Source organism: Acidisoma sp. 7E03, assembly GCF_054665075.1.
Genome location: NZ_BAAFHE010000001.1, coordinates 552929 through 565832, shown reverse-complemented (window position 1 = coordinate 565832; position 12904 = coordinate 552929). Strand labels below are relative to the sequence as shown.

Sequence of the window (12904 nt, the reverse complement as noted above, 5' to 3'; positions counted from 1 at the left end):
CCATTGAAGCGCTCAAACCCGCCCCTGTCATCCGCCAATCGGGGCGGGTCCGGCTGCGGCACAAGCAATGGCGGCGGCGAGACGCACATTGTTGCGCACCAGCGCGATGTTGGCGGTGAGGCTGCGTCCCTCGCTCAAGGTGAGCAGGCGGGACAGCAGAAAGGGGGTGACGGCCTTGCCCTCCACCCGCTGCAGCTGCGCTTCTTCCAGCACCGCATCGACCAGCGTCTTCATCTCGGCGAAGGGGATTTCCTCCGCGACCGGAATGGGATTGGCGACCAGCATGCCGCCGGCGAGGCCGAGCCGGCTGCGGGCGGCCATGACCGCCGCGATCTCCTCCGCACTCTCCACCCGCAGCGGCACGCGCCAGGGACTCGCAGCGCTCCAGAAGGCGGGCAGGTGGTCCGTCTGGTAGCCCAGCACCGGCACGCCCCGGGTTTCGAGATATTCGAGGGTGCGCGGCAGATCGAGGATCGCCTTTGCGCCGGCGCAGACGACGGTGACCGGGGTGCGCGCCAGCTCCTCGAGATCGGCCGAGACGTCGAGGCTGACCTCGCCACCGCGATGCACGCCGCCGATGCCGCCCGTGGCGAAGACCGCGATGCCGGCGAGGGCGGCGCAGATCATGGTGGCGGAGACGGTGGTGCCGCCGGAGCGGCCGAGGGCTAGCGCGAATCCCAGATCGGCGCGCGAGAGCTTCATGGGCGCCGGGCTTGCGGCCAGCGCCTCCAACTGCTCCGCGCTCATTCCTACCAGAATTTCACCATCCAGCAGGCCGATGGTCGCAGGCACGGCGTTACCTTCGCGGCAATCCGCCTCCACCTGACGGGCCATGGCGAGGTTCTGCGGATAAGGCATGCCGTGGGTGATGATGGTCGATTCGAGCGCCACGACCGGCCTATACGTTCGTAACGCTTCCGCCACCTCGGCTGACACAGTAATGGGAGGGGCAAAGGGAGTTTGCCCGCCATCGACCGGGTGTTGCGCAGCGGTTGGGCTGGGCGAAGGGACGTTCATGGGTTACAGCACCGTGTCACGAGTAAGCGGCTCTCATCCTATAGGGTGAATGCTGCGGCCTCGCATCTATGCGGGGCGGTCGCTCGTAGAGAATTTGGGGAACAGCGCGGCCCGGCAGGCCGCGCGCAGTGGAATTGGAAGTATGAAGGCGCTGAATGCGATCCGGATGGGCGGGGTGGACATCCTGCCCCTCATCGAAGGCGGGAAGGGCGTGGCGGTGAGCGACGGCATCAGCTGTGGTCACTGGGCCGCGTCCGGCGGCGTCGGGACCTTCAGCGCCGTCAATGCCGATAGCTACGACGCAGAGGGCCGGGTCATCCCGCAGGTCTATCACGGCCGCACCCGGCGGGATCGGCACGAGGAGCTGATCAACTACGCCATCAAGGGCGGCATCGCCCAGGCGCAGCGTGCGCACGAGATCAACGGCGGCCGCGGCCGCATCCACGCCAATATCCTGTGGGAGATGGGCGGGGCGGAGCGCGTGATCACCGGCGTTCTTGAAGGCGCCAAGGGGCTGATCAACGGGCTGACCTGCGGTGCCGGCATGCCCTACCGTCTGTCCGAGATCGCGACCAAGTTCGGCGTGCACTACTACCCCATCGTCTCCTCCGCCCGCGCCTTCAGCGCGCTGTGGAAGCGGGCCTATCACAAGGCCTCCAACCTGCTCGGCGGCGTGGTCTACGAAGACCCCTGGCTTGCCGGCGGCCATAACGGCCTCTCCAACAGCGAAGACCCGACGAAGCCGGAGGATCCCTTCCCCCGCGTGCTCGCGCTGCGCAAGCAGATGCGCGCCTTCGGCCTGGACGATACCCCGATCATCATGGCCGGCGGCGTCTGGTGGCTGGAGGAATGGGAGGACTGGATCGACAATCCGGAGCTCGGCCCGGTCGCCTTCCAGTTCGGCACCCGCCCGCTGCTGACGCAGGAGAGCCCGATCGGCGACAGCTGGAAGCAGAAGCTGCTCACCCTCAAGAGGGGTGACGTCTTTCTGAATCGCTTCAGCCCGACCGGCTTCTATTCCAGCGCCGTGAACAACGCCTTCATCCAGGAGCTGCGCGGCCGCAGCGAGCGGCAGGTCGCCTACACCACCGAGGTGGTGGGCGAGCATACCGCCGAGTTCGGCGTCGGCCCGCGCAAGCGCATCGTCTATCTGACGAAGCCCGATCTCGCCCGGGTGAAGCAGTGGGTAGCCCAGGGCTTCACCGAAGCGCTGCGCACGCCGGACACCACCCTGATTTTCGTGACGCCGGAGCGTGCCGCCCAGATCTACCAGGACCAGGTGGACTGCATGGGCTGCCTCAGCCAGTGCCGTTTCTCGAACTGGAGCCAGGAGGAGCCGGATTTCTCCAATGGCAAGAAGGCGGATCCCCGCAGCTTCTGCATCCAGAAGACGCTGCAGACCATCGGCCATGGCGCGACCGACGACTACACGGCCGAGAACAACCTGATGTTCAGCGGCCACAACGGCTTCCGCTTCGCCCTCGATCCCTTCTATTCCAACGGCTTCATCCCGACGGTGAAGCAGCTTTTCGAACGGATCAAGACCGGCCGCTGATCCGCAGCTGCCCACCCCGCCGCCGAATGCGCTTGAGCGCGCGGCGGCGGCTGGGGCAGAGTGCCGCCATCATGCAGTCCGCCACGCCATGGCCGAGCTGAGCCGCGAAAGCCTCGCGCTCCCCGGCGTCGTCGCCGACGTCGTCTGGCGGCGCAGCACGCGTGCGCGCCGCATCAGCCTCCGCATCGACGCCGGGCGCGGCGTCGTCGTCGTCACCCTGCCGCCACGCTCCTCCAAGCGCGCCGGCATGGCGCTGCTCATGGAAAACGGCAACTGGGTTGCCTCGCGTCTCGCAGCACTGCCGAGCGGGGTGGTCTTCGCCGATGGGGCGGCGGTGCCGCTGGCCGGCGTGCCGCATCCGATCCAGCATCGGCCGGAGGCGCGCGGTGGCGCCTGGCTGGAGGAGGGGCGCCTGGTGGTCGCGGGGGATGCGAGCTTCCTCGCCCGCCGCGTCACCGATTTTCTGCGCCAGGAGGCGCGGCGGAGGCTCTCCGAACTCGCCCGCCTGCATGCGGCGCGTCTCGGCCTCAAACCGCGCCGCATCACCATCAAGGACACCCGCAGCCGCTGGGGCTCCTGCGCGCCGGACGGCTCGCTCGCCTTCAGCTGGCGCCTCGTCATGGCGCCGGCCTTCGTGCAGGACTATGTGGCGGCGCATGAGGTGGCGCATCTGCGCCATCTCCATCACGGCCCCGAATTCTGGGCGCTGGTCGAGGTTCTCTGCCCCGGCTGGCGCGGCGCCTCCGACTGGCTGCGCGACGAGGGCGTGCGCCTGATGCGGGTCGGCTGAGCGTTCATTCTAGGAGACATCGCGTGACGGGACACTCCGAGCCGCAAGGCACGGTCGTGCTTTTGACGACGGGCGGCACCATCGCCTCCCGCCAGGATGCGGCGGGCACCGCCTATGTAGCGACCATCGGCGCCGAGGAGATGGGGGCGCAGGCCCGCGCCCTGCCGCCGGGCATCACGCTTCGGACCGAAGCCTTCTGCAACATCAACAGCTTCCGAATGGATCTTCCGACGGCTTTCGGCCTCGGCCAGCGCCTGACGGAGGTTCTGGCGGCGCCCGAGGTGCGGGGCGCCGTTGTGACCCACGGCACCGATACGATGGAGGAGACCGCCTTTCTCGTCGGGCTGACGGTCGCGGGGGACAAGCCGATCGTCTTCACGGGGGCCCAACGCCATGCCGAGGAGGCGGATGCCGACGGGCCGCGCAATCTGGGAGACGCCATCCGCCTCGCGGCGAGCCCGGAAGCGCGGGGTATCGGCAGCGTCATCCTCTTCGACGGCGAGTTCCATGCCGCCCGGGATGCGCGCAAGACCCATACCTCGCGCCCTGGCACCTTCCATTCCGCCGACCACGGCAAGCTCGGCGCCGTGGATGAGGCCGAGGTACGGCTCTATCGCCGCCCGGCCAGCCGGCCGCATTGCGCCGTGCCGGGCGTGGAGCCGCGCGTCGCGCTGATCAAGATGGCCATGGGCATGGACGACCGCTTCATGCGCTGGGCGATGGCCGATGGCACGCGCGGCTTCGTGCTGGAGGGATTCGGGCGCGGCAACTGCCCGCCGGCCTTCGTGGCGGCGACCGAGGCGGCGGTGGCCCAGGGCCTGCCCGTGCTCGTCACCTCCCGCTGTGGCGAGGGGCGGGTGAAGCCCGTCTACGGCAATGGCGGCGGGGTCGATCTCGCGGCCGCGGGCGCGATCTTCGCCGGGGACCTCACCGGACAGAAGGCGCGCATCCTGCTCGCCGTGCTGCTCGGCGCGGAAGGCGCGCTGCCGCTCGACACGGAAGCCAAGCGGCAGGCCTTCGCGGCGGCGGTGGCCCGCGTCGCGGATTAAGCGGCGGAGCGTGGGCTTCGGCCCGCCCTACAGCCCCTTCCAGGACCCGTATTCAGCCTCGAAGGCGGCGGCCGCCGCGTAGATTGTGCTCTCATCCCAATGCTTGGCCGTCAGCATGAGGCCGACCGGCAGGCCATCCACCGCGCCGCAGGGCAGAGAGAGCGACGGATGGCCGGTCGCATCGAAGGGCGCGGTATTGGCGATCATCTCGAAGGCGCGGGTGGTGTAGGTCACCAGATCCGCGTCGCGCTCCGGCAGCTCGCTCGCGACGATGGGCAGCGTCGGCATCAGCAGCAGATCGTAGCGGGTAAGCGCCTCGTCATAGGCGGCGCGCAGGCGGCGGGCGAGATTCTGCGCCTTCGCGTAGTAGCGCCCGCGATAGTGCTTGGTGAAATACTCGCCCACGAACATCGAAATCTTCAAGGTGTCCGAAAGATCGTTGGCGCGCTCCCGCCAGGATGCGTGGGCATCCATCAGGCCGAGGTTGTATTGGCCCTTCCAGTTGAAGCCCATGCCGTTGCCGTGCATCATCTGCGCCTGCAAGCCTTCGTTGGCGATGGGCGTCCAGATGTCCTTGCCGATGCGGTGGAGGGGGATGGAGACCTCTTCCACCGTGGCGCCGAGGGCCTGGAGCTTCGCGGCAGCCGCGCGGACTTTGGCATCCACCGCTTCCTGAGAATTGGCCCAGCCGAAGCCTTCCGTCACGATGCCGATGCGCAGACCCCGCGCGCCACGGCCGAGCGCTTCCGTGTAGCGCGCGGGATGACAGATCCCCTGCCGCGGATCGAGCCCGTCCGGCCCCGCCAGCACCTCCAGCATCAGCGCATTGTCGGCCACTGTCGCCGTCATCGGGCCGGTATGGTCGATCGTCGCCTCGATCGGCATAACGCCGGTATAGGGCACGAGGCCCCAGGTCGCCTTCATGCCGACGATGCCGCAGAAGGCGGCGGGGATGCGGATGGAGCCGCCCTGGTCCCCGCCGATTGCCATGTCCACCACACCGGCGCCGACCAGCGCGCCGGAACCGGAGGAGGAGCCGCCGGCCGAATAGCCACGCTTGTGCGGATTGTGGACGGGGCCGAGCGCACCGGTATGGCTGCCGCCCGAGAGGCAGAAGCACTCGCAATGCGCCTTGCCGAGGATGGTGGCGCCGGCATCGAGCAGGCGCGTCACGACCGTCGCGTCCTGATCGGGCACATAGCCTTCGAGGGTCGCTGAGCCGTTCATCATTGGCACGCCGGCGAGGCAGACATTGTCCTTCAGAGCGACTGTCTTGCCTGCCAGAGGCCCGCTGTCCGCGCCCTTGACCGTTGATTTGACATACCAGGCATTGAGCGGGTTCTCTGCGGCATCCGGCTGATAGCCCGGCGTGCGCGGATAGGTGACGCGCGGCTTCTCGTCCGGCAGCTCGTCGACGATGCGGTAGGAGGCCATTGGCCCCTCCAGCAGCGCATGGAAGGTTTCGAGTTTCTCCGGTGACAGCTCCATCCCGAGATCGAAGGTGATCTCTTCCAACTGATCGAGCGTCGGCTTTTCCAGACTCATGGCGTCAATCCTTGGGGCAAGGGCGGGCGGCGGATCAGAAGGGGATCGCCTGCGGCCGCTTGATCTCGATTTCGACGAAGGCGATGGGATGCGGCGAGCCGTTCATGACATCGTGCCTGATGCCGGCTGGCCGGTTGTAGCTCTGGCCGAGGGCAAGCGCGGTCTCGCTCACCGTCTCACCATTATGGACGCGCAGCACGCCCTCCGTGATCATGATCACGAAATAGGGCCAACCGTGTTCGTGCCAGCCCGTGGCGGCGCCCACGGGAAAATCCCAGCGCGTGATCCGCAGATCCTCGTCGTCGCGCTGGACGGTGGGAACGGCTGGAATCTCGCAGGCGAAGGTCATCGGCGGGCCTTTGAATAGAGAGCGGGGCAGGGCCCGGCGTTGCAGAGACGGCCGCCCATCCGCGACGAAAAAAGCGGCAACCGAGCGACGGATGGATATCAAAAAGGCAGTTTGCGCCCTTGCCAAGGAGATTTTGCACAAAAGAGAGACTTTTAACCTTTTATGCGCCTGCCTGCTGGCGTTCCCGCCTCCTGGCACGCCGTTTGCGAGAAACGGTTCTCGACAGCCGGCCATACTGGACCGGCGCTGTGGCTACCCAAAGCAGGAAGGAACGCATGAGCCGATCCCATGACACGCGCCGCGGATTTCTGAAGCTGGGCGCGGCCCTCGGTGGCACTGCCCTGGCCACGCCCTTCATCGCGCGCCATGCCCTCGCCGCCGAGCCGATCAAGGTCGGCGTGCTGCTCGACCAGTCGGGCGCGCTCGGCGTCAGCGGCCAGCCCATGCTGCAGGCGACGCAATATGCGGCGAAGGTGATCAACGATCAGGGCGGTCTGCTCGGCCGCCCGGTGCAACTCGTCACCTACGACACCCAGTCCTCCATGCAGCTCTACACCCAGTATGCCCAGCAGCTGGCGCTGAAGGACAAGGTGGCGGTGGTGCAGGGCGGCATCACCTCGGCCTCGCGGGAGGCCATCCGCCCGATCTTCGACCGCTTCAAGACCCTCTATTTCTACAACACCCAATATGAAGGTGGTGTCTGCGATCGCGATATCTTCTGCACGGGCACCACGCCGGCGCAGACGGTGAGCCACATCGTGCCCTACGCGCTGAAGAACTGGGGCAAGAAGGTCTACATCGTCGCGGCCGACTACAACTACGGCCACATCACCGCGAAGTGGATGACGAAATACACCCGCGAAGGCGGCGGCCAAGTGCTGGAGACCGACTTCTTCCCCCTCGACGTCACCGACTTCTCTTCCGCCATCAGCAAGATTCAGCAGGCGGCGCCGGATGTCGTGCTCTCCGCCATGGTCGGCGCCAACCATCTCGGCTTCTACCGCCAGTGGGCGGCCGCCGGCATGAAGAGCAAGATCCAGATGGCGTCCTCCACCTTCGGCCTCGCCAACGAGCTGAACTCGATGGACCCGGCGGTGACGAACGGCATCGTCTCCGCCTATGGGTGGTATCCGACCGTACCGACGCCGGAGACCACCGCCTTCATCGACGGCATGACGAAGATGTTCGGCAGCGGCCTGCCGATGCTGAGCGAACTCGACTCGGCCTCCTACGAAGGCATGATGTTCTGGGCGGAAGGCGTGAAGAAGGCGGGCTCCGTTGAGCGCATGGCGGTGATCAAGGCGCTGGAGACCGGGATCACCATCGACGGACCTTCCGGCAAGGCCCTGATGGACCCGGCGACGCATCACGTCGTCCACAATACCTTCCTGGCTCAGGCCAAGGACAAGAAGTGGGACATTCTGCAGGACTATCCGGCCTCGCCGCCGGCCGATACCGCGGCCGTCTGTGACCTGCTCAAGAACCCGCGCACCGACAAGCAGTTCGTCGTCGAGGTGAACTGAGCAACCGCCGGAAGGCGCCTTCTGGCGCCTTCCGGCTTCGGCTTTCCGATAGGCAGGAGACGCGGCATGGACCTGATCGGCCTCGTGGGATTCAACGTGCTGGTGGGCATCGGCACCATCGCGCTCATCACCGTGGGTCTCGGTGTCATCTACGGCATGATGAAAATCATCAACCTGGCGCATGGCGAGTTCATGATGCTCGGCGCCTATGCCACCTACGTCTCCACCACCCACGGCATCAGCATCTGGCTCGCGATGCTCGTCATCGCGCCGCTCTTCGTCGGCCTCGTCGGCCTCGTCGTCGAGCGTTGCCTCATCCGCTTTCTCTATGGCCGCATGATCGACACCATGCTGGCGACCTGGGGCCTCAGCCTTGGCCTCATCGGCCTGATGACCAGTATTTTCGGCAATGATCCCCGTGGTGTCGCAACCCCGGTGGGCAGCTTTCCCATCGGCCATTTCGCAGCGAGCCTCTATGGCTTCGTCATCATCATCGTCGCCATTCTCGCCCTCGTCGGCCTCTACGCCATGCTGCGCTTCACGCGCTACGGGCTGATCGTCCGCGCCACCATGCAGAACGCCAACATGGCGGCCGCCATCGGCGTCAACCCGCCGACCATCTACATGTCCACTTTTGCGCTGGGCGCGGCGCTGGCTGGCCTCGCGGGCGGTATCCTGGCGCCGATCTCCGGCGTCTCTCCCGTCATGGGGGCGGCCTTCATCGCCAAGGCCTTCATCACCGTGCTCGGCGGCGGCGCCGCCATCGTCACCGGCACCTCGTTTGCCGCGACGCTCTTCGGCTTCATCAACACCCTCGTCTCCTTCGAATCGACGCCGGTGATCGGCGAAGTGGCTTTGCTGCTCGCCGCCGTCGTCATGATCCGCATTCTGCCCCAGGGCATTACCGGCCGCTTCCTGCGGCGCAGCCTGTGAGGATGGCCATGAAACTCAAGAGATTGCCGCGGCCGCATCAGGATGGCGGGTGGCTCGGCCCGGTCGCGACCGTCGTCGCCGGCCTCGTCATCCTCGGGGTCATGCCGCTGGTGACGGGCACCTTCGGCCTGCTGCAGGTGACGGTCTTTGCGGCGCTCGCAATCTTCGCGCTCGCGCAAGGCTTCATCTGGGGCTTCGGCGGCATCCTCTGCTTCGGCCAGTCCGCCTTTCTCGGCCTCGGCGGCTATGCCTATGCGATTGGCGCGCTCAACATGACGGACACGACGGGCGCCGTGGCACTCGCCGTCATCGTGCCGATGATCTTCGCGGCGGGCCTCGGCTATTTCATGTTCTATGGCCGGATTTCGGATGCCTATATTGGCGTCATCACGCTGACCGTCACGATCATCCTCTTCAACCTGATCAACTCGACTTCGGGCGACATCTACCACATCGGCGCCGCGCCCTTGGGCGGCTTCAACGGTATCCCCTCGGTGCCGCCGCTCAACGTGCCCGGCAATCCGGATGATCAGCTCGACCCCACGGGCCTCTGGTACTGCGCCATGGGCGCGCTCATCCTCTGCTACATCCTGCTGAAATGGACGCTCGCCACGCGCTTCGGCCGCGTCATCGTCGCCATCCGCGAGAACGAGACCCGCGCCCAGTTGCTCGGCTATGATCCGCGCTTCTACAAGCTGATGACCTTCGTCATCGGCGCCGGCATCTCGGGGGTTGCCGGTTGCCTCTACACCAATTGGGGCGCCTTCATCAGCCCGACGGTCTTCAACCTCACCATGTCCGCGCAGGTCATCATCTACGTGCTGGTCGGCGGTCTCGGCACGCTCGTCGGTCCCATCCTCGGCGCCGTCGGCATCCAGTATCTCATCACCCTCGCCGGCGGGCAGCACGTCATCGACCCGAACCTGCTGCTCGGCATCGTGCTCGTCGCCTTCGTGCTGCTGGTGCCCCAAGGCGTTGCCCCCGTCATCCGTGCGGGCTTCCGCCGCCTGCTGCCCAGCCGCCCGGTGAGCGCACCCACCGCGACGCGCGAACTCTCGCAGGAGGCCGGCCGATGAGCACGCCACTTCTCGAAGCCCGCAACGTCACCATGCGTTTCGGCGGCGTCGCCGCGGTGCAGGACGTCAACCTCGTGCTCAACGAGGTGGAGTTGCGTTGCCTCATCGGCCCCAATGGCGCAGGCAAGAGCACCTTCTTCAAAATCCTCACAGGACAGCTGCGCCCGACGGAAGGGGTGGTGCTGTTCCGCGGGCAGGACATCACCGGCGCGCATCCGCACGTCATCGCCAGGCTCGGCGTCGGCATCAAGACGCAGGTGCCGAACGTCTTCAACGGCCTCACGGTGCGCGAAGGCATCGGCATCGCCGCAGGGCGGAAGAAATCGCTGCGCCGCGCGCGCGAGATCGTCGAGGAGACGATGGAGCTGCTGCAGCTCACGCCAATCGCCGACCGTCTCGTCGGCCAGCTCGCCCATGGCCAGCGGCAATGGGTGGAGATCGCGAGCGTGCTGGCGCAGGAGCCCGACCTCATCCTGCTCGACGAGCCGGCGGCGGGCATGACGCATGAGGAGGTATTGCGCACGGCCGAGCTCATTCGCGAGATCAACAAGCGCCAGGCGCTGGTCGTCGTCGAACACGACATGCAGTTCATCCGTCAGATCGGCCGGACCGTCACCGTCTTCAACCGCGGCAAGATCCTCATCGAAAACCAGGTCGACGCCGTCCTCGCCGACCCTCAGGTGCGGGACGTCTATCTCGGAAAGCAGGCGCACTGATGCTGAACGTCACCGATCTCCGCTCCGGCTACGGCCGCATTCCCATCCTCGCCGGCATCACCCTCGCGGTGGCCCAGGGCGAATTCGTCGGCATCCTCGGCCATAACGGCATGGGCAAGTCGACGCTGCTGCGCACGCTCATGGGCTATCTGCCGATGACGGGCGGCGAGATCACCTTCGAGGGGCGCAGCCTGAAGGGGCTTTCGCCCACGGCGCGCGCCCGTCTCGGCATCGGCTACGTCCCGCAGGGCCGAGAGATCTTTTCGAGTCTCAGCGTCTACGAAAACCTGCGCATGGGCTGCCTGCTGTCGAAACAGGATGAGAAGGCGACGATCGATGCGATCCTCGCCGATTTCCCGCGCCTGGAACGGCTGTTGGACCGTCCGGGCGGCGCGCTCTCGGGTGGTGAGCAGCAGTTGCTGGCGCTTGCCCGCTGCCTGTGCGGCGCGCCGAAATTCATCCTGCTAGACGAGCCGACCGAAGGCATCCAGCCCTCGATCATCGAAGAGATGATCGAGACGCTGCAGAAGATCGGGCGCGAGAAAGGTCTGACCATTCTGCTCGTCGAACAGAATCTCAACTTCATCACCTCCCTCTCGCAGCGCGTCCTCATTCTGCAGAAGGGCCTCATCACCCGTGAAGTCCCGCCGCATGTCGCGCAGGATCGCCAGATGATGGAAGAATTCGTCGGGATGATGTGACGACGCCGCAGGCGGAGCCCTCTGCTGCTTTGATGCAGAGCAGCATTGTCTTCCACTTGCAGCGTCAAAGACTTCGTGTCTAAGCTGAGAAACGTTTCTGCTGCTCCCCTCTCAGCACTGGTAGCACCATGATCATTACCTTTGGCTTGGTTGCGCTGTTTTGTGTTGCGGTCATCGTCGTTTTGCAGATGGCCCATATTTCGGACAAGTCCTTCACCGATTACGCGGTCGCCAACCGGTCCTTCGGGCCTTTCTATCAGGCGATGTCCTTCCTCAATACCTGGTGGCCGGGCGGCATCTTCCTCGCCATCACGGGTCTCGCCGCGAGTGGCGGTGTCATCTCCTTTTATTTCCTGGTCTACAGCCTGCTCACCGTGGTGCTGATGTATGTCATGGCCGACCGGGTCTGGACCTGGGGCAAGCTGTTTGACCTGAAAACCCAGCCGGATCTCTTTGCGCTGCGGTACAACTCGCACGGGCTTTCCGTCATCGGCGCCATCGTCGGTATCATTTCGGGAGTCCCTTGGCTGATCCTCGGCTTCAAGGGATTGGGCGATCTGTTCCAGGCGCTGTCCTTCGGCAAGATGGGGGCGACCGCCGCCGTCATTGCCGGCGTGCTGCTCATGGTCATCCGCCAGTTCTGGACCATCCGCATGGGCATGCGCGGCGTCGTCATCTCCGACATGCTGCAAGGGATCGTCGCCTATATCGGCGGCACGGTGATCATCATCGGCCTCATCCTATGGCTCGCCTTCGGCCATGGCTTCAGCCTCGCGAACCTGCATCCGGCGCAGGCGACGCTGCCCGGTCTCGGCTCCGCCGTCGGCCCGCTCTACGTCTTCGCCATCATCTTCTCCGGCGCCCTCGGCGGCTGGTGCTGGCCCTCCGTCTTCATCCGCCTCTACACCGCGAACAGCGTGCGCAGCGTGCAGCGCGCGGGCGCCTTCGGCGCGCCGCTCTCCTTCTTCTTCGCCGGAGGCCTCGTCATCCTAGGCCTGCTCGCGAGCTTCCTGCCCGAGGTCGCGAAGGCGCCCGATGCGATGTGGTTCACCGTCTGCCAAATGGCGGGTGGCCCGGTCCTGCTGGGCTTGGGGGGCGTCGTGGTTCTGGCCGCGACCATGGGCAACGTCGACGCCAATATCCAGGCGAGCGGCGCGCAGATCGCGAACGACATCATCGGCGTCTACAAGCCGCTCGACCACAAGCAGTCGATCATCGCCGCCAAGATCGGCATGGCGATCATCACCATCATCGCGGCCTGGCTTTCCACCATCACCATTCCGCATCTCTTCATGCTGGCGATCCTCTCCTATCAGGGCATCATCCAGCTCGCCGTGCCGCAGTATCTCGGCGTCTTCTGGAAGCGCGGCAACAAGGCAGGGGCGATCGGTGGCGTCGTCATCGGCTTCGCCGCGGCCGTGATCCTGCAGTCGATCTATCCCACCAGCATCGGCTGGGCCTGGGGGCTCACCTCCGGCGTTATCGCCCTCATCCTCAACTTCGCGGTCTATGTCGCCTGCGCCTATCTGCTGCCGGCGAGCGCCGGAGAGCAGACGCGCGTCGATGGCCTCTTCGCGCTGACGGCGAGCAAGACCCCGACTGCGGAAGCGATCGGCGCGCTCGCGCTGAAGCCTCGCCGCGCCTGATCGC

General features: G+C 66.1%; 12 protein-coding genes. 9 read left to right on the top strand and 3 right to left on the bottom strand.

The window, feature by feature from the left end:
• Positions 1–27: 27 nt before the first annotated feature.
• Positions 28–924, bottom strand: a complete 897-nt coding sequence (locus ACYQ6W_RS02700; RefSeq protein ID WP_459673442.1) for a pseudouridine-5'-phosphate glycosidase — start codon at positions 922–924, stop codon at positions 28–30.
• Between the two features lie 235 nt (positions 925–1159).
• Here ACYQ6W_RS02700 and ACYQ6W_RS02695 point away from each other — a divergent pair, with 235 nt between their 5' ends.
• From ACYQ6W_RS02695 to ACYQ6W_RS02685, 3 genes are all read left to right on the top strand, one after another.
• Positions 1160–2572 carry an NAD(P)H-dependent flavin oxidoreductase gene (locus ACYQ6W_RS02695; RefSeq protein WP_459673406.1) on the top strand — a complete coding sequence of 471 codons (1413 nt, stop codon included), beginning with the start codon at positions 1160–1162 and terminating at the stop codon, positions 2570–2572.
• A gap of 88 nt (positions 2573–2660) precedes the next feature.
• Positions 2661–3362 (top strand): M48 family metallopeptidase, encoded by a 702-nt coding sequence (locus ACYQ6W_RS02690; protein WP_459673405.1) that lies wholly within the window; start codon positions 2661–2663, stop codon positions 3360–3362.
• Between the two features lie 23 nt (positions 3363–3385).
• On the top strand, positions 3386–4411 hold the full coding sequence (locus tag ACYQ6W_RS02685; protein WP_459673404.1) for an asparaginase: 1026 nt from the start codon (positions 3386–3388) through the stop codon (positions 4409–4411).
• Positions 4412–4438: 27 nt separating this feature from the next.
• Here the strand turns inward: ACYQ6W_RS02685 and ACYQ6W_RS02680 are convergent, their stop codons facing one another.
• Together ACYQ6W_RS02680 and ACYQ6W_RS02675 are read right to left on the bottom strand one after the other, a co-directional pair.
• Entirely contained in the window at positions 4439–5956 is a 1518-nt protein-coding gene (locus ACYQ6W_RS02680) for an amidase (protein ID WP_459673403.1), read from the bottom strand.
• Between the two features lie 34 nt (positions 5957–5990).
• Positions 5991–6305, bottom strand: a complete 315-nt coding sequence (locus ACYQ6W_RS02675) for a cupin domain-containing protein (RefSeq protein ID WP_459673402.1) — start codon at positions 6303–6305, stop codon at positions 5991–5993.
• A gap of 275 nt (positions 6306–6580) precedes the next feature.
• On the opposite strand from ACYQ6W_RS02675, the gene ACYQ6W_RS02670 reads away from it, so the two are divergent.
• The 6 genes from ACYQ6W_RS02670 to ACYQ6W_RS02645 all read left to right on the top strand — a co-directional run bounded on the left by ACYQ6W_RS02670 (position 6581) and on the right by ACYQ6W_RS02645 (position 12900).
• Complete coding sequence (locus tag ACYQ6W_RS02670; RefSeq protein ID WP_459673401.1) at positions 6581–7828, top strand: ABC transporter substrate-binding protein; 1248 nt, start codon at positions 6581–6583, stop codon at positions 7826–7828.
• A gap of 66 nt (positions 7829–7894) precedes the next feature.
• A complete protein-coding gene (locus ACYQ6W_RS02665; RefSeq protein ID WP_459673400.1) occupies positions 7895–8761 on the top strand; it encodes a branched-chain amino acid ABC transporter permease in 867 nt (288 codons plus the stop codon).
• A gap of 8 nt (positions 8762–8769) precedes the next feature.
• Positions 8770–9837 (top strand): branched-chain amino acid ABC transporter permease, encoded by a 1068-nt coding sequence (locus ACYQ6W_RS02660; RefSeq protein WP_459673399.1) that lies wholly within the window; start codon positions 8770–8772, stop codon positions 9835–9837.
• Entirely contained in the window at positions 9834–10553 is a 720-nt protein-coding gene (locus ACYQ6W_RS02655; protein ID WP_459673398.1) for an ATP-binding cassette domain-containing protein, read from the top strand. Before ACYQ6W_RS02660 ends, ACYQ6W_RS02655 begins: the two co-directional genes overlap by 4 nt.
• Entirely contained in the window at positions 10553–11254 is a 702-nt protein-coding gene (locus tag ACYQ6W_RS02650) for an ABC transporter ATP-binding protein (RefSeq protein WP_459673397.1), read from the top strand. Before ACYQ6W_RS02655 ends, ACYQ6W_RS02650 begins: the two co-directional genes overlap by 1 nt.
• Positions 11255–11382: 128 nt before the next feature.
• Positions 11383–12900: a sodium:solute symporter family protein gene (locus ACYQ6W_RS02645; protein ID WP_459673396.1), complete on the top strand. Its 1518-nt coding sequence runs from the start codon at positions 11383–11385 to the stop codon at positions 12898–12900.
• Positions 12901–12904 lie beyond the last annotated feature (4 nt).

Bases quoted from the DNA above. Each gene is read 5' to 3' on its own strand.
- ACYQ6W_RS02665 (WP_459673400.1), top strand. From the start codon at position 7,895: ATGGACCTGATCGGCCTCGTGGGATTCAACGTGCTGGTGGGCATCGGC.
- ACYQ6W_RS02650 (WP_459673397.1), top strand. From the start codon at position 10,553: ATGCTGAACGTCACCGATCTCCGCTCCGGCTACGGCCGCATTCCCATC.
- ACYQ6W_RS02675 (WP_459673402.1), bottom strand. From the start codon at position 6,305: ATGACCTTCGCCTGCGAGATTCCAGCCGTTCCCACCGTCCAGCGCGAC.
- ACYQ6W_RS02645 (WP_459673396.1), top strand. From the start codon at position 11,383: ATGATCATTACCTTTGGCTTGGTTGCGCTGTTTTGTGTTGCGGTCATC.
- ACYQ6W_RS02695 (WP_459673406.1), top strand. From the start codon at position 1,160: ATGAAGGCGCTGAATGCGATCCGGATGGGCGGGGTGGACATCCTGCCC.
- ACYQ6W_RS02655 (WP_459673398.1), top strand. From the start codon at position 9,834: ATGAGCACGCCACTTCTCGAAGCCCGCAACGTCACCATGCGTTTCGGC.
- ACYQ6W_RS02660 (WP_459673399.1), top strand. From the start codon at position 8,770: ATGAAACTCAAGAGATTGCCGCGGCCGCATCAGGATGGCGGGTGGCTC.
- ACYQ6W_RS02670 (WP_459673401.1), top strand. From the start codon at position 6,581: ATGAGCCGATCCCATGACACGCGCCGCGGATTTCTGAAGCTGGGCGCG.
- ACYQ6W_RS02680 (WP_459673403.1), bottom strand. From the start codon at position 5,956: ATGAGTCTGGAAAAGCCGACGCTCGATCAGTTGGAAGAGATCACCTTC.
- ACYQ6W_RS02690 (WP_459673405.1), top strand. From the start codon at position 2,661: ATGGCCGAGCTGAGCCGCGAAAGCCTCGCGCTCCCCGGCGTCGTCGCC.